This is a genomic window from Nonomuraea maheshkhaliensis (genome assembly GCF_039529435.1).
Lineage (GTDB): Bacteria > Actinomycetota > Actinomycetes > Streptosporangiales > Streptosporangiaceae > Nonomuraea > Nonomuraea maheshkhaliensis.
Genome location: NZ_BAAAMU010000049.1, coordinates 43,716 through 62,535, shown reverse-complemented (window position 1 = coordinate 62,535; position 18,820 = coordinate 43,716). Strand labels below are relative to the sequence as shown.

General features: G+C 70.9%; 18 protein-coding genes. 7 read left to right on the top strand and 11 right to left on the bottom strand.

What is annotated here, in order from left to right:
* Positions 1 to 94 precede the first annotated feature (94 nt).
* From glnA to ABFX54_RS29310, 3 genes are all read left to right on the top strand, one after another.
* On the top strand, positions 95 to 1,519 hold the full coding sequence (gene glnA, locus ABFX54_RS29320; RefSeq protein ID WP_346109786.1) for a type I glutamate--ammonia ligase: 1,425 nt from the start codon (positions 95 to 97) through the stop codon (positions 1,517 to 1,519).
* A 286-nt stretch (positions 1,520 to 1,805) separates the two neighbouring features.
* Positions 1,806 to 2,471: a hypothetical protein gene (locus tag ABFX54_RS29315; protein WP_346109785.1), complete on the top strand. Its 666-nt coding sequence runs from the start codon at positions 1,806 to 1,808 to the stop codon at positions 2,469 to 2,471.
* 294 nt (positions 2,472 to 2,765) lie between these two features.
* On the top strand, positions 2,766 to 3,164 hold the full coding sequence (locus tag ABFX54_RS29310; RefSeq protein ID WP_346109784.1) for a hypothetical protein: 399 nt from the start codon (positions 2,766 to 2,768) through the stop codon (positions 3,162 to 3,164).
* A gap of 79 nt (positions 3,165 to 3,243) precedes the next feature.
* Here the strand turns inward: ABFX54_RS29310 and ABFX54_RS29305 are convergent, their stop codons facing one another.
* Positions 3,244 to 4,059, bottom strand: a complete 816-nt coding sequence (locus ABFX54_RS29305) for a hypothetical protein (RefSeq protein WP_346109783.1) — start codon at positions 4,057 to 4,059, stop codon at positions 3,244 to 3,246.
* Between the two features lie 200 nt (positions 4,060 to 4,259).
* On the opposite strand from ABFX54_RS29305, the gene ABFX54_RS29300 reads away from it, so the two are divergent.
* Positions 4,260 to 4,757 carry a nitroreductase/quinone reductase family protein gene (locus ABFX54_RS29300; RefSeq protein WP_346109782.1) on the top strand — a complete coding sequence of 166 codons (498 nt, stop codon included), beginning with the start codon at positions 4,260 to 4,262 and terminating at the stop codon, positions 4,755 to 4,757.
* A gap of 88 nt (positions 4,758 to 4,845) precedes the next feature.
* On the opposite strand, the gene ABFX54_RS29295 is transcribed toward ABFX54_RS29300, so the two are convergent.
* From ABFX54_RS29295 to ABFX54_RS29270, 6 genes are read right to left on the bottom strand one after another with little or no spacing between them, the layout of a single operon-like run.
* Positions 4,846 to 5,373, bottom strand: coding sequence for a GNAT family N-acetyltransferase (locus ABFX54_RS29295; protein ID WP_346109781.1), 528 nt, complete (start codon positions 5,371 to 5,373; stop codon positions 4,846 to 4,848).
* A gap of 35 nt (positions 5,374 to 5,408) precedes the next feature.
* Positions 5,409 to 6,161, bottom strand: coding sequence for an amino acid ABC transporter ATP-binding protein (locus ABFX54_RS29290; RefSeq protein WP_346109803.1), 753 nt, complete (start codon positions 6,159 to 6,161; stop codon positions 5,409 to 5,411).
* A gap of 11 nt (positions 6,162 to 6,172) precedes the next feature.
* Entirely contained in the window at positions 6,173 to 7,111 is a 939-nt protein-coding gene (locus tag ABFX54_RS29285) for an amino acid ABC transporter permease (RefSeq protein ID WP_346109780.1), read from the bottom strand.
* A complete protein-coding gene (locus ABFX54_RS29280) occupies positions 7,108 to 8,103 on the bottom strand; it encodes an ABC transporter substrate-binding protein (protein WP_346109779.1) in 996 nt (331 codons plus the stop codon). The genes ABFX54_RS29285 and ABFX54_RS29280 overlap by 4 nt, the downstream gene beginning before the upstream one ends.
* A complete protein-coding gene (locus ABFX54_RS29275; protein WP_346109778.1) occupies positions 8,096 to 8,908 on the bottom strand; it encodes a deaminated glutathione amidase in 813 nt (270 codons plus the stop codon). The genes ABFX54_RS29280 and ABFX54_RS29275 overlap by 8 nt, the downstream gene beginning before the upstream one ends.
* Positions 8,905 to 9,789, bottom strand: a complete 885-nt coding sequence (locus ABFX54_RS29270; protein ID WP_346109777.1) for a substrate-binding domain-containing protein — start codon at positions 9,787 to 9,789, stop codon at positions 8,905 to 8,907. Before ABFX54_RS29270 ends, ABFX54_RS29275 begins: the two co-directional genes overlap by 4 nt.
* Positions 9,790 to 9,952: 163 nt before the next feature.
* Here ABFX54_RS29270 and ABFX54_RS29265 point away from each other — a divergent pair, with 163 nt between their 5' ends.
* Positions 9,953 to 11,308, top strand: a complete 1,356-nt coding sequence (locus ABFX54_RS29265) for an aminotransferase-like domain-containing protein (protein WP_346109776.1) — start codon at positions 9,953 to 9,955, stop codon at positions 11,306 to 11,308.
* Positions 11,309 to 11,317: 9 nt separating this feature from the next.
* On the opposite strand, the gene ABFX54_RS29260 is transcribed toward ABFX54_RS29265, so the two are convergent.
* Together ABFX54_RS29260 and ABFX54_RS29255 are read right to left on the bottom strand one after the other, a co-directional pair.
* The gene (locus ABFX54_RS29260) at positions 11,318 to 12,328 is read right to left on the bottom strand and encodes a hypothetical protein (RefSeq protein WP_346109775.1); all 1,011 of its coding nucleotides are present in this window, start codon (positions 12,326 to 12,328) and stop codon (positions 11,318 to 11,320) included.
* Positions 12,329 to 12,381: 53 nt separating this feature from the next.
* Entirely contained in the window at positions 12,382 to 15,303 is a 2,922-nt protein-coding gene (locus ABFX54_RS29255; protein ID WP_346109774.1) for a bifunctional [glutamine synthetase] adenylyltransferase/[glutamine synthetase]-adenylyl-L-tyrosine phosphorylase, read from the bottom strand.
* Between the two features lie 82 nt (positions 15,304 to 15,385).
* Here ABFX54_RS29255 and ABFX54_RS29250 point away from each other — a divergent pair, with 82 nt between their 5' ends.
* A complete protein-coding gene (locus tag ABFX54_RS29250; RefSeq protein ID WP_346109773.1) occupies positions 15,386 to 16,018 on the top strand; it encodes an HXXEE domain-containing protein in 633 nt (210 codons plus the stop codon).
* Between the two features lie 4 nt (positions 16,019 to 16,022).
* Here the strand turns inward: ABFX54_RS29250 and ABFX54_RS29245 are convergent, their stop codons facing one another.
* The gene (locus tag ABFX54_RS29245) at positions 16,023 to 16,706 is read right to left on the bottom strand and encodes a type 1 glutamine amidotransferase (protein WP_346109772.1); all 684 of its coding nucleotides are present in this window, start codon (positions 16,704 to 16,706) and stop codon (positions 16,023 to 16,025) included.
* A 53-nt stretch (positions 16,707 to 16,759) separates the two neighbouring features.
* On the opposite strand from ABFX54_RS29245, the gene ABFX54_RS29240 reads away from it, so the two are divergent.
* Complete coding sequence (locus ABFX54_RS29240; protein WP_346109771.1) at positions 16,760 to 17,620, top strand: alpha/beta fold hydrolase; 861 nt, start codon at positions 16,760 to 16,762, stop codon at positions 17,618 to 17,620.
* Between the two features lie 92 nt (positions 17,621 to 17,712).
* Here ABFX54_RS29240 and ABFX54_RS29235 read toward each other — a convergent pair whose 3' ends face one another.
* The gene (locus ABFX54_RS29235; protein ID WP_346109770.1) at positions 17,713 to 18,426 is read right to left on the bottom strand and encodes a PaaI family thioesterase; all 714 of its coding nucleotides are present in this window, start codon (positions 18,424 to 18,426) and stop codon (positions 17,713 to 17,715) included.
* Positions 18,427 to 18,820: the final 394 nt, after the last annotated feature.

The following is an 18,820-nucleotide window of genomic DNA, read 5'->3' as shown; positions in this document are numbered from 1 at the left end:
CGTCGCGTAACACGTGCGAAACAATCGAGACACCATACGGAAACGGCCACGCCCTAGCGTCGGCATGATGGCCAGTCCCCAGGGAGGTTCGAGAGTGTTCAACTCCGCCGACGACGTCCTGAAGTTCATCAGTGACGAAGGGGTGCAGTTCGTCGATGTCAGGTTCACCGACCTGCCGGGGACGACGCACCACTTCACCTTCCCGGTAGAGAACTTCAGCGCGAGCGTCTTCACCGACGGACTCATGTTCGACGGCTCGTCGATCCGCGGATTCCAGGCGATCCACGAGTCCGACATGCTTCTGCTGCCCGACCCGTCGAGCGCCGTGATCGATCCGTTCCGTCAGCACAAGACGCTCAACATCAACTTCTTCGTGCACGACCCGCTGACCGGCGAGGCCTACAGCCGCGACCCGCGCAACGTCGCCCGCAAGGCCGAGGAATACCTCAAGGGCACGGGCATCGCCGACACGGTCTACTTCGGCCCTGAGGCCGAGTTCTACATCTTCGACGACGTGCGCTTCGAGACGAAGCAGAACGCCGGCTATTACTACATCGACTCCATCGAGGGCGCCTGGAACACCGGCAAGGCGACCGAGGGCGGCAACCTGGGCTACAAGCCGCGCTACAAGGGCGGCTACTTCCCGGTCCCGCCGATGGACCACTTCACCGACCTGCGCTCGGAGATGGTGCGCAACCTCATCGAGGCCGGCATCGAGGTCGAGATGCAGCACCACGAGGTCGGCACGGCCGGGCAGGCCGAGATCGACTTCAAGTTCGGCACGCTGCTCAAGACCGCCGACAACCTGATGCTGTACAAGTACGTCATCAAGAGCACGGCGCTCGAATACGGCCACACGGTCACGTTCATGCCCAAGCCGATCTTCGGTGACAACGGTTCCGGCATGCACTGCCACCAGTCGCTGTGGAAGGACGGCTCGCCGCTCTTCTACGACGAGGTCGGCTACGCGGGCCTGTCCGACACCGCCCGCTACTACATCGGCGGCCTGCTCAAGCACGCGCCGTCGCTGCTGGCCTTCACCAACCCGACGGTCAACAGCTACCACCGCCTGGTCCCCGGCTACGAGGCCCCGGTCAACCTGGTCTACTCCCAGCGCAACCGCTCGGCGTGCGTCCGCATCCCGATCACGGGCTCCAACCCGAAGGCCAAGCGCATCGAGTTCCGCGTCCCGGACCCGTCGTGCAACCCGTACTTCGCCTTCTCGGCGATGCTGATGGCCGGCATCGACGGCATCCGCAACAAGATCGAGCCGCCGGAGCCGGTCGACAAGGACCTCTACGAGCTTCCGCCGGAGGAGGCCCGCCAGGTCCCGCAGGTCCCGGGCTCGCTCACCGACGTGCTCAACGCCCTTGAGGCCGACCACGACTATCTCCTTGAGGGTGGCGTGTTCACGCCCGACCTGATCGAGACGTGGATCGCGTACAAGCGGGAGAACGAGGTCGACCCGATCCGGCTGCGCCCGCACCCGCACGAGTTCGAGCTCTACTACGACGTGTGATCCCGTAGTGCGGTGACCAGGGCGGTTCACGTCCGGCACCGCCGGAGGGCACTCACGCACTGAGAAAGGCCGTCTACCGTCCCGTTGGGGGCACGGTCGACGGCCTTTCTCATGCGGTCGATCCCGGACGGCAGGACGTGGGTGCCCGTCCGTCGCGTCTTCGCTCAGGTCTTCAGCCCGCCCTGCGGCGGGAAGGATCATCAGGGAGGTACGCGCAAGATCTTTCGCGTGCTCGAACGGTTACGAGGTCATCCTTCAAGGGTCACGAGCTCTGAGAGGACTGAATGTGCCGACGATAAGGCTTCATCACCGCGACATCGGAAACGACACGAGCGCGACCCTGATCGCAGAGCACTATCAGCACTCCTTCGAACTCGCCTACAAGTACTGGAGGGAGAGAAACAGGCTGTTCGTGGCGATGCTCGGCATGCTCGGCTTCATGGCAGTGATAAGCACTCGATCGCAGGCAGGCAGTCTCCTGGTCATCGGCATAGCGAATGCGTTAGGCGTCCAAGGCGAAGGCGGTCAGACGGCCGCAATCCAGGACAGCCTTCCCATCGCCCTGGTCAATGGTGTGCTGCTGGGCGTCATAGCCATGCTGGTTTTCCTCGTCTACCAGCGAACCAGATACCTCAAAGCCCTCTACGCGTATCTGGGAGAACTGGAGTCGGAGCTGAGAAATCTGCTTGAATTACCAGAAACCAGTATCGCTTTCACTCGCGAGAGCGACTTCTATCGCAAACACTCGGGCGTCTTCGCGGCACATGTGCTCGGTGCGGCTTATTTGGCGTTCGGCGGCGTGGCGCTCGCGGCGGTGGTGCTGCTGAGACTGTATCAAGATGTCCAGCTGAGCTCATCGGCAAGCTTCGTGGTCGAACTCGCCATCGGGTCGGTAGCGATCCTGTTCTTCCTTGGATACGTCAGAGAAGAAATGTGGAGAAAGCGACCTTGACCGGCTCTACGCCTTCAACCGCGGAGTGCCTCAGGCCGTGGTCATCGCAACCCGGGCCAGCGTCCGACCCTCAGAGTGGGCTCGCGTTCATGGCCGAGCCGGTCGTCCTCGCGGGCCGGGAGTGGCTGAAGCGGGCTCGCTGAGCCGTCCTCGGACCGTAGTGAGTACGGCTGCGGGCGCACGTTCCGGTGGACGAATGTCCGGCTGATGTCCTGGCGGTGCCCTGGCCCGGCACCGGAAGGGATTCGATACTCCTTGTGTCCGTTCGAGACACATCGAGTAATGGAGACTTCCATGCCTCTCAAGCGAGCACTGGCGACCCTCGTCACCGCGGTCACCGTCCTGGCCGGGCTCATCGCGGGGTCGCCGGCCGCGTCGGCGGCACCGGCCACCCTGGCGACGCCCGCCGCGCAGGCGGCCGGTCACTGCAACGGATACGAGCCGCACGCGTACGCACCGGGACGGAACGGCGACGTGATCACGGGTATCGGGTCGTGCGGCAGCCAGACCATCACGGTCGAGGTCTGGATCGACGTCTCGGGCGGGCCCGACAAGCGGGTCGGCTGCTGCCCGAGGGGGACCAGCCCGGTCACGGCGTACGCGTACTGCAGCCGGTCGGGCCGTGGCAACTACTACACCGTCGCCAGAACCCCCATGGGGACCGTCGAGTCCGCCCGCCGCCTGTTCTGCTGACCGCCCGGCCACGGAGCGGCCCGCGCACGACGCCCCGTCCGGCCTGGCGGAATGCCGGCAGATAAGGTGAAGGCTCGCCTCACGGCCGGTCGGTGGGGATATGGGCGTAACCCAGCAGGGTGACGCCGCACCTGGCGAGCTCTGCCGTGTTCTGGCCGTGTTCCCTGCCGGCCTTCGTCGAGACCAGGGCCTGCAGGCACGACAGTTGGCCGCGAGGGACGAGCCCCAGGTGGTAGTAGAAGGTCAGGCCCCGAGCGCCGGCGTATCCGCCGAACTCACGCTGCGGCTTGGACCAGCACCCGTTCCGGTCCGGCACGATCAGCTCGTCCTTGCCCCAGAAGAAGCGCCCGCTGCCGGGGTTGTTATACATATCCCGGCTTTTTGGGTCAGCGGTTCCAAAGGGGTACAACAATTGATCGTCAGGAACCTCGCCTACGATCTGACCGGTCACCTCCAGATACATGAATTCCGTTCCGTTGTAGCTGAGGCTGTACGCCATGGACTTCATCCGCAGGTCAGGAAAGGCGTTCGACCCAGCGGACGTCACCTTGGCTTCGGTGATGGGATCGCGCGGCCTGGCGCAGGCCGCCCCCTCCGCGGAGTTCTGCCCGATGACGCCTTTGATGCCGACGGCCGCACCGATGATGACCACGGCAGCTGCCAGCGTTGCCAGCTGCGCCCAATTTGGCGTGCGACGCACGGCATTGCCGCCGCCGACCCGCGCCATGGGCGGAAGCGTCCGGAGCAACGGAACGATGCCGAGTATCACAGCGATACCTGCGGCGACCCAGCTCATCGTCTCGAGGCCGAGCAGTAGCGCGATCGCGGCCATCGACGAAGCGGCCAACACGACAAGCGGCACTGCCCACCCACGCAACTTTTCGCTGTCTCCCATGGGCGAAAGGGTGACCAGAAGGGAGCCTGAGCGGCAATACCGACGTCCCACCGGAATCGGCGTTGACACGCTTCACATCACAATCAGATCTACTCCTCCCATGACATTTCGCGATCATGGCTCGGATTCACACCGGTAATGGCAGGTGTACCTGCCTGAGGAAGTGTCAGTAAGGGTGCCCAGATAGCGAAGGAGAAACCATGTCCGATTCGGCCGCGACCGAGACCGCCGGTGGCTGGAAGGAGCGGGTCATCGCCGAGTTCCGGGCGAACGGCGGGTACGTGCGGTGGAGCACCGACGAGGAGATCGCCGCGGGCCGGCCCATCCCGGCCCGGCTGCCCGGGTTCGAGGAGCGGGGGCTGCCGCTCATCCTCGTGCATCACACCGGAGCCAGGACCGGGCGCGAGCGGATCAGCCCGCTGTTCTTCCAGCCGGTCGGTGACGGCTGGGCCGTCTTCGGGACCAACGGCGGCAGTACGGAGCATCCGCTCTGGTATCGCAACCTCATGGCGCATCCGCGGGCCACGGTCGAGGTGGGTACGGAGACGGTGCCGGTGACGGCCCGGCCGGCGGAGGGTGCGGAGCGGGAGCGGATCTGGGCGAAGCAGACGGCGCTCGTCCCGAGGTTCGCCGCGTTCGAGGCGGCCTCCGGCAGGCAGGTTCCCGTCGTGGTGCTGGAGCCCGCCGATCGCCCGTGACGATCAGCGGACTGTCCGTGCTTGACGTCTGCCGCGTTCCTCCGCCGGACCACGTGGACGGCACGCGGCTACGGGCAGCTATGGGCAGCTACGGGCGGCGCAGGCGGTAGAGCACGTGCGGGGACAGCGGGTGGTCCGCCGGGAGCAGGGGGTGGGCGAAGTCCTCGGCCGGGTCCCTGGTCAGGCCCAGGCGCCGCATCACGGCCTGGGAGCGCAGGTTGCTCGCGGCCGTCATGGAGATGATCGCGTCGAGGCCGGCCTCCTCGAAGGCGTACCCGAGGGCCTGCCTGGCCGCCTCGGTCGCGTACCCCTGCCCCCACGCGGGCCGCGCCAGCCGCCAGCCGATCTCCACGGCGGGCAGGAACGGCGCGTCGAACGTCTGCAGGGCCAGCCCGGTGAAGCCGATGAACTGCCCGCTCGCGCGCACCTCCAGCGCCCACAGCGAGTAGCCGAGCCGGTCGAACTGGTCCTCGATCCGGTCCACCAGGACGTCGCTCTCCTGCCTGGTGAGCGGCGCGGGGAAGTGTTCCATGACCTCGAGGTCGGCGTTCATGGCCGCGAAGGGCTCTCTGTCCTCTTCGCGCCACCTGCGCATGATGAGGCGCTCTGTCTCCATCCGAGCCAGAATACGCGGCCCAGGAACGACCCGAGCTAGAGTACGCGGCTCAGGAACGCCTTCGTCCGCGGACTGCTCGGGTTGTCCAGCACCTCGGCCGGCGTCCCCGACTCGACGACCACGCCCTCGTCCATGAAGACGACCCGGTCGGCCACCTCGCGCGCGAACCCGATCTCATGGGTCACCACGATCATGGTCAGCCCGTCCTCGGCCAGGCCCTTCATGGTGGCCAGCACCTCGCCGACGAGCTCGGGGTCCAGGGCGCTGGTGGGCTCGTCGAAGAGCATGAGCTTGGGCCGCATCGCCAGCGCCCTGGCGATGGCCACCCGCTGCTGCTGCCCTCCGGACAGCTGGCGCGGGTAGCCGCCCGCCTTGCCCTCCAGGCCGACGCGGCGCAGCAGGGCGTGCGCGCGCTCGCGCACCTGCTCGCGCGGCTCGCCGCGGACGCCGACGGGCGCCTCGATGACGTTCTGCAGCACGGTCATGTGCGGGAAGAGGTTGAACTGCTGGAAGACCATGCCGATCTCCCCGCGCTGCCGGGTGATCTCCCTCTTGCGCAGGTGCCGGACCTTGCCACCGGACGCCTGGAACCCGATCAGCTCGCCGTCCACGTGGATCGCTCCGCCGTCTATGGTCTCCAGGTGGTTCACGCAGCGCAGGAACGTCGACTTGCCGGACCCGGAAGGACCGAGGACGACTACGACCTCCCCGGCCTGGACGTCGAGGTCGATGCCCTTGAGCACCTCGAGGTGGCCGAAGTGCTTGCGCACGGCGCGCGCGTGCACCATGGGGACGCTGCTCACGAGGTCACCTCCGTGGTCCGGCGCCGCCGGAAGGCCGCGAACGCCCAGAAGCCCTGCGGGGCGTTCCTGGTCGCGCCGCGGGCGTAGTGGCGCTCGATGAACGACTGGCCGACGTACAGGATCGAGGTGATCACCAGATACCAGACGCACGCCACGATCAGCAGCGGGATGGTCTGGAAGGTGCGGTTGTAGATGGACTGCACGGTGTAGAGCAGGTCGGCCAGCGCGATGACGCTGACCAGCGACGTGGCCTTCAGCATGCTGATGACCTGGCTGCCGGTCGGCGGGATGATGAAGCGCATCGCCTGGGGCAGCACGATCCTGCGGAAGGTGCGCGCGTCGCTCATGCCGAGCGCGGCGGCGGCCTCGCTCTGGCCGGGGTCCACCGACATGAGGCCGCCGCGGATGATCTCCGCCATGTACGCGCCCTCGTTGAGCCCGAGGCCGAGGATGGCCGCGAGCAGCGGGGTGATGAGCGCGTTGGTGTCCGCGGCGACGAACTCGGGGCCGAACGGGACACCGAAGGAGATCTCCGGCAGCAGGTACGACAGGTTGTACCAGAGCACGAGCTGCACCAGCACCGGCGTGCCCCGGAAGAACCAGACGTAGAGCCCGCACGCGCCGCGCGCCACCGGGTTCTCCGACAGCCGGCCGATGGCCAGCAGCACGCCCAGCACGACGCCCACGGCCATGGCGATCACGGTGAGCAGCAGCGTGGTGGCGATGCCCTGGCCGATGAGCTGCGCGTTGACGTAGCGGCCGACCACGTCCCACTGGAAGTTGGGGTTGGTGACCAGCAGGCTGACGAGCTGCGCGGCCAGCACGAGCAGCACGATCGAGGCGACCCAGCGCAGCGGGTGGCGGGTGCGCGCCGCGCCCGCGACGTCGATCTCGGGCAGGACGCTGACAGAAGGCGTCTGGTCGGTGCGGGTCATGACGTGGCCAGGTTCACGCCGGCCTGGTCCAGCTTGTTGTCGGAGGTGCCCCACTTGTCCATGATCTTGTCGTACGTGCCGTTCTCGATGAGCTTCTGGAAGCCGTCCCTGAGCACGTCGCGCAGCGGCGAGTCCTTGGCCACCACGGCCCCCTGGTAGAGGTCGTCGAACCCGTTGGCCTGCCCCTTGCCGGCCAGCTCCAGCTTTCCGCCGGCCTGGTCCACGAAATAGGTGAGCGGCGCCTGGGAGGAGAAGAACGCGTCGGCCCGCCCCGAGCTGACCGCCAGCACCGAGGTCGGCTGGTCCTTGTACGACTGCACGGTGATCTTCGGCTTGCCTTGCTTCTCGCACGTGGCGGACTGGCCCTTGATCACGCTCTCGGCGGAGCCGCCGGCCATGACCGAGATCTTCAGCCCGCACGTGTCGGCGACCGAGCCGATCTTGTCCGGATTGCCGGCGGGCACGGCGAAGACGACGTACTCCTTGACCCAGTCGACGAAGTCGTTGGCCTTCTGCCGGTCGCGGAAGTCGCCCACGGGGCCGATGGCGAAGTCGTAGCGGCCGGAGGCGATGCCGGTGAGCGAGCTGGGCAGACCGTCCACGGTGACGTGCTCGATCTTGACGCCGAGCACCTGGCCGAGCGCCTCGGACATGTCGGCGGCGGCGCCGGTCAGCGACCTGCCGTCGGCCCCGGCGATCTCGTACGGCGGGAACGAGCCGTTGTTGACCGAGACCAGCTTGCCGGACTGCTTGACCTTGCCGGGCAGCCGGTCGTGCAGGCTCTGGTCCTTGCTCTGAGCGGCGGCGCCGGGACCGGCGGGCTCCTGGGAGTTCAGCACCCCCTCGGCCTCCTCCGGGTTGGCGCCGCATCCGGCCAGCGCGAGCACGGCCGCGGACACGGCGGCGGCCAGAGCGGCGGTGCTGCCCCTGCGGGCGGCACGCCCCTTGACGCGTCCTCGCAGGGGACGCTGGGGCAGGTCGTGATCAGGCATGTCGCTCCAATCGCGGGTCCACGGCGAAGCGCCGGTTGTCGAGGACGGGCAGGGTGCGGCGGGCACCGGCGAGCTCGCCCGCGTCGGCGTCGGCCCAGAGCAGCCCCGGCGCGTCGCCCAGGCGGGCCCGGGTGATGCCGAGGGGGTCGACGATCATGCTGGCGCCGATGTTGCGCCGGCCGCACTCGCCGGAGGCGGCCACGTAGCAGGTGTTCTCCAGGGCGCGGGCGGTGACCATGACCTCCCAGTGCCACTCCTTGGCCGGGCCGCGCACCCACGCGGCGGGCAGCGCGAGCACCTGGGCGCCCTGGTCGGCCAGCAGCCGGGCCAGCTCGGGGAAGCGCACGTCGTAGCAGGTCATCAGGCCGACCTTCCAGCCGGCGCAGTCGATCACGACGGGCGCGTTCGTGCCGGGGACGACGTTGTCGGACTCGCGGCGGCCGAAGGCGTCGTACAGGTGCAGTTTCACGTACGTGGCGACGATCTCGCCGTCCCTGGCAGCCACGAGGACGTTCGACACCCGGCCGTCCGCCTCCGGCACGTGCACGCCGGCGATCACGGTGGCCGAGGAGCCACGCGTGTGCTCGACCAGGCCCCTGACGAACGGCCCGTCCAGCGGCTGGGCGGCCTGGCGGATGCGGGCGGGCTCGTCCACGAAGAGGGAGAGCGCGCCCTCGGGCAGGACCAGCAGGTCGGCCCCGCCGGCCGCGGCCGCGTCGATGAGCTCGTGGCAGGTCTTGAGGTTGTCGTTCCAGTCCTCCGCGGAGGCGAACTGTCCGACGGCGATCCTCAGCTGGGTCTTCATGCGGCGAAAACCTCCTCGGCTTCGATCCGGCGGTGGGAGATCCCCTGGGCGTGCAGCTCCTCGCAGAAGGCGGCGACCATGGGGGCGTTCCGGGCGGCGTCGTACGGCATCCAGTCCCGGCCGAAGGTCTCGGCGGTGCCGGCGAGCTCGGCGAGCAGCCATGGCGTGGTGTCGGCGAGCAGCCGCCGGCGCAGCACCCAGTGCCGCTTGGAGCGCTCGAACAGCTCCGTCACGGCCTGCGGCAGCCACGGGTGGCGTTCGACGCTCTCGCGCTTGAGCGCCACCAGGTGGATGCCGGGCACGAAGCCGGTCCGCTCGTAGTAGGCCAGCTCGGCGGCGCGGTGGTCGGGCAGCAGGTGGCGGAAGCGGCTGCCGGGGGTGAAGAACTCCTCCGGCATGAACGGCGTCATGATCGCGTCGTAGTGGCCGTCCGCAAGCCCTTCTGCCAGGCCGTCGCCGGTCACGGAGACGTTGTCGGGGAACGGCACCGGCCCGATCCTGTCCTTGCCGGTCTCGCCCGCCACGAGGGGGCCGACCGTCCAGGTGATGCCGGCGAGGTCGACGCCCGCCTCGCGCAGCAGCGCCCTGGTCCAGGTGTTGCCCGAGTCGGGCCAGCCGGTGAGGCCGATCCTGGCGCCCTTGAGCTCCTCCAGCGAGGTCAGCTCGCTGTCGCTCCGTACGAGGACGCACCGGTGCCGGAAGCCGCGCATCACGAAGACCGGCAGCCCCACGAGCCGGTCGTCGCCCGAGGCGCGGCCGAGCACGTACCGGCTGAAGGACGTCTCGCCCCCGTCGAGGCCGGGCTCCTGGAGCACGTCCGGCGTGACGGCGCGGGAGTCGAGGTCCACCTCGAACCCTTCGGGCCGCACGGCCCCTGTCACGACCGGCACGAGATGGTCCCAATCCCGCACGGCAAGGCGAATCTTCGCCACCAAATCCCCCAAACAGTCACGAATTGCGCTTGATTTCCAGAAACCATATGTTCAGGCATGAAGCCACACAAGAAGATCTTTGTTGCTGAACAAAGATTTACAGGGGGACAAAGTGGACGTCGCTTGGCTGGCGCGGCAGATCGGCGACCCGAGCGCGCGCGGCATCGCCGCCGCGCTCACCGACCTGATCAGGGAGGGCACGGTGACGGCGCAGACCCGTCTGCCGACGGTCCGCGGCCTGGCCAGGGAGCTCGGCGTCAGCTCGGGGACGGTGGCCGAGGCCTGGTCGGAGCTGCGCCGCCACGGCATGATCCGCACCGACCGGCGGCGCGGCACGGTCGTGCTCGGCCCGCCCGACGTGCCCCGCCCGATCCGGTACGAGCGCCTCGGCCACTGGGGCGACCGCCTGGCCATCGACCTGACCATCGCCTCCCCTGACACGGCGCTGCTGCCGCCGCTGGAGGCCGCGCTGGCGGCGGCGGCCGGCGTGCAGGGCCTCAACGACTACGCCCGCGAGACGATCACGCCCCGCCTGCGCGCCGCCGTCGAGCCGGACTGGCCCTTCCCCGCGCGCGGCTGGCTGGCCGTCGGCGGCGGGTACGAGGGCGTCCAGCTGCTCTGCCAGACCACGGCCCTGCCTGGCGACCGGATCGCGATCGAGGAGCCCACCGGGGCCAGGCTCCTGGACATCCTGGAGCGGACCGGCGCGCAGATCATCCCGGTCGCCTGCGACGAGCACGGCCCGATCCCCGCCGCCCTGGCGCAGGCGCTGCGGGCCAGGCCGGTGGCGTTCGTCTACCAGCCGCGCGGCCAGTCGCCCTGCGGCCACGCGGTGACGCGGGAGCGCTCGGCGGAGCTGGCGGCGCTGCTGGAGCCGGCCAAGACGCTCATCGTCGAGGACGACGGGATGGGCGAGCTGTCGGTCTCGCCGATGGTGAGCCTGGGCGCCCGCTTCCCCGACCGTACGGTGCTGGTCCGCTCCTACTCCAAGTCGCACGGGCCCGACCTGCGCATCGCCGTCATCGGCGGGGCGGCGGACGCGGTGGAGCGGGTCCGCGTGCTGCGCAGCTTCGGCACCGGCTGGACCAGCAGGATCCTCCAGGACACGCTGGCCCACCTGCTCGGCGACGCGGACGTGCGCTCGCGGGTGGGGCACGCCCGCGAGGTGTACGCGCGCCGCCGCACCCGCCTGGCCGCCGAGCTGGCCGCGCGCGGCGTCCACACCGGCGGCGGGGACGGGCTGGCGCTGTGGGTGCCGGTGCGCGACGAGCCGGCGGCCCTGGTCACGCTGGCCGCGCACGGGATCTCGGTCGCGCCGGGCAGCCGCTACGTCATCGGCCCCACGCAACGCCACCACCTGCGGCTGGCCACCGCCCGGCTCACCGACGACCCGGACGAGCTGTCCGCCCTGGCCGACGTGATCGCCCTGGCCGCCACGGGCGGCGGGCGGGTCAGCCCGTCGCCGTGAGCGCCCGGCTCATGAGCGCTTGGCCTTGATCCCCGTGACGCGGCGGAACACGTCCCACCAGAACGGCGCCCCGAACAGCAGCGCCACGTACGTCAGCAGGAACCCGGGCCAGTGGCTCGGCGTGCTGACCCGCTCCCACCAGACGGCGAGGTTCGCGTGCACGCTCGGATCGCCCTCGGCCGGGATCGACACGCTGACCATCGCCTGCCCCATCAGCTTGACCAGGGCGGGTTCGCTGAGCACCTCGGTGACGCACGGCACCGGATCGCCGCCCTGGCACTTCGCCTGCAACTGGTCGTACGCCTCCGGCCCGGCCACCGCCGTGACCGAGGCGCGGTAGGCGTTGTCGCGCAGCAGCGTCTTGGCGTACTCCAGCCCGTCCATGCTGAACAGCAGCGTCACCACGATGCCGAGCGCCGCCACCACCCACTTGACGTAGCGCTTGTACAGCATGGACAGCCGCTGCATCTCCCCGTCGAACCAGCTCTCCACCCCCTGCCTGAACCGGTCGAGGTCGCCCTGGGCGCTCTCCCACACGCCCTTGAGGTGCCCGTACAGGGGGCTGTCGATCTTCCGCAGGCTGTCCAGGAACTGCCGCATGTCGCCGTCCCCGGCGGCGGCCAGCTCCATGACGGCCATCGCGAAGCGCGCGGGCGGGATGTCGGCGATGCTGGTCTTGCCGCGCTTGGCGTGGTCGATCTCGCGGACCCGCTCGTAGAGCAGGTTCATCATGGCGCGCCCGGTTCTGGCCTCGGGCACCTCCCCGGCCTTGGCCGGCGCCGGGTCGCCGCTGTGCGTGGGGCGCGGGTCGCGCAGGAACGGCAGCACGCTGAACACGCCGGCCGCGCCGGCAGGCAGCCACGACCCGGTCTTCTTGTCGGCGCCGTCCATGGTGTCCCTGAGGTAGGCCCACAGGAACTTGCTGCGGATGGCGAACACCCGCACGAAAGCCTCGTTGAGCCCGCTCACCAGCAGTGACAGCAGCAGGAACGCCACCACCAGCCCAAGGGCAAGGTCCACATATACGGATAACACCGCGCATTCATACACCCACGCGGCGTGGTGCGCAATGCTCAGGCGCCGTAGAAGACCCTGTCCACGACCTTCCTGGCCCGGCGCGTCACCCGGCGGTAGTCGTCGAGGAAGTCCTCGGAGCCGTCGGGCGGGTAGCCGAGCGTCTGGGCGATACGCCTGCGCTCTCCCGAGTCGGCCGGCACGCTGTCGCCGGGCCGCCCCTTGACCAGCATGATCGCGTCACGTACGCGGGAGGCGAAGGTCCAGGCCTCGGCCAGAACCGTCTCGTCGGCCGGGTCGAGCAGCTCCTCCGCCACCGCCGCGCGCAGCGCCTCCAGCGTACGGGTGGTGCGCAGGGACGGCCGCGCGCCGGCGTGGCACAGCTGCAGCAGCTGGGCCACCCATTCCACGTCGGACAGCCCGCCGGGGCCGAGCTTGGTGTGCAGCGCGGGATCGGCGCCGCGCGGCAGGCGCTCGGCCTCCATCCGGGCCTTGAGCCGCCTGATCTCCCTGATCGCGTCGCCGCGCAGCCCGTCGCGCGGATAGCGCAGCTCGTCGATCATGGACGTGAACTCCGCCCCCAGCCGCGCGTCACCCGCCGAGAACCTGGCCCGCAGCAGCGCCTGCGCCTCCCACGGCGACGACCAGCGCGCGTAGTAGGCGCGGTAGGAGGCGAGCGTGCGCACCAGCGGGCCCTGCCGGCCCTCGGGCCGCAGGTCGGGGTCGATGATCAGGGGCGGGTCGGGCGCGGGCAGCGACAGCAGCCGGCGCACCTCGTTGGCCACGGCGTAGGCGGCGTCGGTGGCCTCGCGCTCGTCCACGCCGGGCAGCGGCGAGTGCACGAACATGACGTCGGCGTCGCTGGCGTAGGAGCACTCCATGCCGCCGAGCCGGCCCATGGCGATGATCGCGAACGAGGTGAGACCGGCCGCCCGGCCGAGGGCGGCGTCCAGGGCGGCCTGCAGCGTCACGTCGGCGATCTCCGAGAGCGCGCAGCCGACCGTCTCGACGTCGATGAGGCCGGAGATGTCGGCCACCGCCGTGCGGAACAGCTCCCTGCGCCGCAGCGCCCGCACCGCGGCGACGGCGGTCTCCGGGGCGCCCTCGTGCCGGGAGACCGCGGCCGACGCCTCGCCGAGCAGCGATTCGCGGCCGCGTACGGCCAGGTCGGCGTCAGAGCCCAGGATCGCGACCGCGTCGGGAGCGTGCATGAGCAGGCCGGTGGCGTAGCGGCTGGTGCCGAGCACGCGGGCCATCCTGGCGGCCACCGCCGTCTCGTCGCGCAGCAGCCGCAGGTACCACGGCGTGGTGCCGAGCTTGTCGCTGACCTGCCGGAACCCCAGCAGCGCGGCGTCGGGGTCGGGCGTGTCGGCGAACCAGCCGAGCATGACGGGCAGCAGCGTGCGCTGGATCGCGGCCCGCCTGGAGACCCCGGAGGCGAGGCCGGCGATGTGGCGCAGCGCGCCGTTGGGGTCGACGTAGCCGAGCGCCTCCAGCCGGGCCGCCGCCGCCGTGGTGGACAGCCTCGCCTCCGACTCCGGCAGCCGCGCCACGGCCTGCAGCAGCGGCCGGTAGAACAGCTTCTCGTGCAGCCGCCGCGCCTCCATCGCGTGCCGCCGCCACCGGGCCGTGAACTCCCCCACCGGGTCGGCCTGCATGCCGAGCGCCCGGCCGAGCCGGCGCAGGTCGTCGGTGTCGGTGGGCACGATGTGGGTGCGCCGCAGCCGGTGCAGCTGGAGCAGGTGCTCGACCTGGCGCAGGAACGTGTACGCCTCCGCCAGCCCCTTGGAGTCCTCGCGCCCCACGTAGCCGCCCCGCGACAGCGCGGCCAGCGCGGGGAGCGTGGCCCTGCGGCGCAGCAGCGGATCGAGCCTGCCGTGCACGAGCTGCAGCAGCTGCACCGCGAACTCGATGTCGCGCAGCCCGCCCGGGCCCAGCTTGAGCTGGCGCTCGCCCTCGGCGCGCACGTGGGCCTCGACCCGGCGGCGCATCGCCTGCACGTCCTCGACGAAGTGCTCGCGGGTGGCCGCCGCCCACACCATCTCGTTGACCGCCTCGACGTAGGCGGCGCCCAGCTCCAGGTCGCCCGCCACCGGCCGGGCCTTGAGCAGCGCCTGGAACTCCCAGGTCTTGGCCCAGCGCCGGTAGTAGGCGAGATGGCTGGCCAGCGTGCGCACCAGCGGCCCCGATCGGCCCTCGGGCCGCAGCCCGGCGTCCACCTCCCACAGCGAGCCCTCAGGGGTGGTCGCGGTGCAGGCCCGCATCATCGCCTGGGCCAGGCGGGTGGCGGCACGCAGCGCCTTGGCCTCGTCGGCGCCCTCCTTCGGCTCGGCCACGAAGATCACGTCGACGTCGCTGATGTAGTTGAGCTCCCTGGCGCCGCACTTGCCCATGCCGACGACCGCGAGGCGGACGTCGTCGGTCTCGACCTCGGCCCTGGCGATGGCCAGGGCGGCCTCCAGGGCGGCGCCGGCCAGGCCGGACAGCTCGGAGGTGACCTCCGCCAGCGTCGCCTCGCCGGTGAGGTCGCGGGCGGCCAGATGAGCCAGCCTGCCCCGGTACGCCACCCGCAACGCCACCAGCGCGTCCGGCGCCGAGGCCCGCGGCTCTTCCGCATCCGGTACGGCGCCGACGGCGCGGAGCAGCTCGGGGCCGGGGTCGCCGAGCCGGGGCCGGGCCAGGAGCGCGACCTGGGCGGGGTGGCGTACGAGATGCTCGCCGAGCGCGGCGCTGACACCGAGCACGGCCAGCAGCCTGCGTCTGAGCCCTTCGTCGGCGCGCAGGGCGTCGAGCACGCCGGGGTCGCGCTCGGCGAGCCGGGTCAGGGAGGCCAGCGCCAGATCGGGATCGGCGACGTCCACCAGCTGGCCGAGGACGTCGTCGAGATCGACCGCGGACTGGCGGACGAGCTGGGCGGCCCTGGCGCCGTCGGCGAAGCCGAGCTTGGCGAGCCGCGCGGCGGTGGATTCGATCCTGGGCACCCCTCCATCTTGACAGCTCTCTCCCGCCCGGCCATAACATGAGAACGCAACGTTGCGTTGCGTTTCGAGAAGGGCAGGATCGATGACGGAACGCGAGACGGGCGACCGGGTGCCGGCGGCGGAGCGGGAGACGGGCGGCCGGGTGCCGTCGACGGTCGCGTGGGGGCTGCTGGCCGCGTGGGCGGTGCACGACGCCGAAGAGCTGGCCACGATGGCGCGCTGGACCCGCACGGCCCGGCCCCGCCTGGAGGAACGTCTCCCCGGGGTGCCGTGGGAACGGCTGGAGGTCTCGCAGCGGCACGTGAACGTGGCCATCGGGCTGATGGGCGGGGTGATGGCGGGGGCGGCGGCGCTGGGGGCGCGCACGGGCGGGCGCAGCGCCGTGTTCCAGGCCGCGCTGGCCGGCTTCGGCGCGCACGGGGTGTTGCACCTGGCCCAGGCGGCACTGTTCCGCGGCTACACGCCCGGGGCGGCGACCGCGCCCGTCGTCGTGCTCCCGTACGCGGTGTGGGCGTGGCGGCGGCTGCGGGCGTCAGGAGTGCCGGTGCGGCCGGGGTACGGCGGCGTGGTGGCGCTCCCGCTGATCCTGGCGGCCGTGCACACCCTGGCCCACCCCCTCACCGGCCAGGATCAGCCGAAGAACGGCCACGAGCGGGGGCGCGGGGCCTGGCTCCCGCGCGGACGCCGGGCCGAAGCCGGGAGCGGGCGCCGGTGAGGCGTCAGGGGCGGGCGGCGGTTCTGACGACGTCGGCGAAGGCTCGCGCGAGCGGCCGCCAGGCCGACACCAGCGCGCTCTCGGCCGCCTTGACCTCGGCGTTCAGCTCCTCGGCCGTGTCCAGGGGCGGATCGGCCGTCCACGCGGCGAAGATCTCGGGCGTGGCCTCGGGGTGGAACTGCACCGCCCAGGCCGCCGGGCCGAGCCGATAAGCCTGGTTCTCGTACGGGTCGCCGGTCATCAGCGGCACCGCGCCTTCGGGCAGCCGGGTGATGGCGTCCTGGTGGTACTGGATCGCCACGGCCCGGCCGACGCCCGACAGCAGCCGGTCGGAGGCGGCGGCGGGCAGGGCGACGACCTCGCGCGCGCCCACCTCCACGCCGTGCGCCCCGCGCTCCACCGTGCCGCCGCAGGCCATGGTGAGCAACTGCGCACCCAGGCAGACGGCCAGCGTGGGCGTGGCGTCGTCCACGGCGCGGCGCAGCAGGTCGCGGGTGGCCGGCTGCCAGGGACTGCGCTCGTCCTCCCAGGCCGCGGCCGCGCCCCCGAGCACGATCAGCCCGTCGGCCGCCCGGTCGGGCACCTCCTCCCCCAGGTACGGCCGCACGACCTCGCAGGCCAGTCCCAGCCAGCCCGCCAGGTATCCCAGCCCGGCCTCGGCCTCGTGTTCGATGACGGTGATCCGCATATCGCCCATTATCCGGCTATTCGTCCCAGCTGAGCTGCGCCTAAGCTCCGACCATGAGCGTCGAATTCGATGAGGCCGGCGGCCTGCGGATCGCCACCTTCGGCACCGGACCACGCAAGATCATCGCCGTGCACGGGATCACCGCGTCGCTGATGGCCTGGGGCGCGGTCGGCCGGCGGCTGCCCGACGGCTGGTCGCTGGTCGCGATGGACCTGCGCGGGCGCGGCCACAGCGCCTCCCTGCCCGGCCCGTACGGGCTCGACCGGCACGCCGAGGACGTGCTGCGGGTGGCCGAGCACGTCAAGGCGGGCCCCGACGCGGTGCTGACGGGGCACTCCATGGGCGCGTACGTGGCGGCGCTGGCCGGTGCGCGGCGCCACTTCGCCCGGATCGTGCTGGTGGACGGCGGCATGCCGCTGCCGCCGCTGCCCGAGGGGATGGACGCCGACGCGGCCACGGAGGCCACGCTGGGCCCGGCGCTGGAGCGGCTGCGGCGGACGTATCCGTCGGCGGAGGCGTACGTGGACTTCTTCAAGGCGCATCCAGCCTTCGCCGGGAACTGGAACGCCGACGTGGAGGCGTACGTACGCTACGACCTGACCGGGCCGGACGGAGCCCTGCGCTCGCGCGCGGCCGGGGAGGCGGTGCTGGAGGACGGGCGCTGGCTGCGCCTGGAGACGGACCGGATCGCCGCCGCGCTGGAGGCGATCACCTCGCCGCTGCGCCTGCTGCGGGCCCCGCGCGGGCTGCTCGACCAGGACACCGGCCTGCTGCCCGACGACCTGGCCCTGCCGTGGGCCGCCCGGCTGCCCGGCCTGCGGGACGAGGTGGTGCCGGACTGCAACCACTACACGATCCTGTTCGACGAACGCTGCGTCGCGACCGTGGTGAACCACCTCACCGCCCCCGAGTGACCCCGTACGGCGGCCCGCCGCGCCGGGAGTGATCCCCTCACGGAACGGCGAAGGCCCCCGGCCGGACGGTCGGGGGCCTTCGGAAGTCCGGGCTAGCGTGGAGCGATCCAGGTGGCGCGCGCGGCGGCGACCAGGGTGCCGTCAGCCTCGTAGATGGCGCTCTGGCCGAACATCTTGCGGCCGTCGCGGCCGGTCGGGCGGGCGACCACCGAGTAGCGCCCGCCGGGCAGGACCGTGCCGTGGATCTGCACGACCAGCCGGCCGAGCAGGGCGCTCTCGCCCGGGCCGAAGTGGGCCCAGCCGGAGATGCAGTCGAGCACCGCGCCGACGATCGAGGCGGGCACGCCGTCCTCGCCCGTCACCGTGTGCGGCACCACCCAGCCGGCCGCGACCAGGTCGGTGCCCTCCACGGGGCCGGGGAAGATGCGCAGGCCGTCGCCAGGCTCGCGCAGGCCGCAGGCGAAGCACTCGGCGAACGGGTGGGCCTTCAGCCCCGCGAACCCGGCCTCGGCGCGGGCGGCGTCGTTGAACGGCACGAACGCCGGCCCCTCCAGGTCCTCGGCCACCGGGATGGCCTCGACCAGCAGCTTGTCGCCGTGGGACAGGGACACGGTGTTGGCCACGTGTTCCAGCCGCAGCTCGGTCTCCAGCGGCGTGGGGGCGTGGAGGGTGACCTCGACGGCTGATCGACCACCGTTCAGCGCCTCGGCCATGGTGCCCGCGATCCACCCGCCGTTGGCGAGACCCACGGGACCACGGTAGCGCTCGGGAACGGTCAACACGGTCTGCAGGGCAGCCGTCGTCATGCCACACCCTCCTATATCGCCACACACGGCGAAAAGTCCGGAAATATCATAAAGAGCAGACCGATTTTACTGGACACCCGGTTTCCCGGAGGCGTGGGGGTCCGGCGGTCGCTCCGTACAGCTCCATAACGCCTCAAGGGGGCTCGGAACTTCCCTCACCCGGGCATCACGACGCTAGGCGTCCCACATCGCTGGGATGTGACTCGGGGGTCAGAAGCAACGAAAATCGGCCTCACTCCGAAGTGCTCGGGGAGTGAGGCCGATCAAGGCGTTGGCAGTACCTTAACGGGGTTTCCCACGTCTCGCGACCAATCCCCCGATACTCCCGTCCCGATCGCCACGGCACCCGGCGCGGGGAGGCCGTGACCGGAACGGAACGGTCGGATATCGGCTT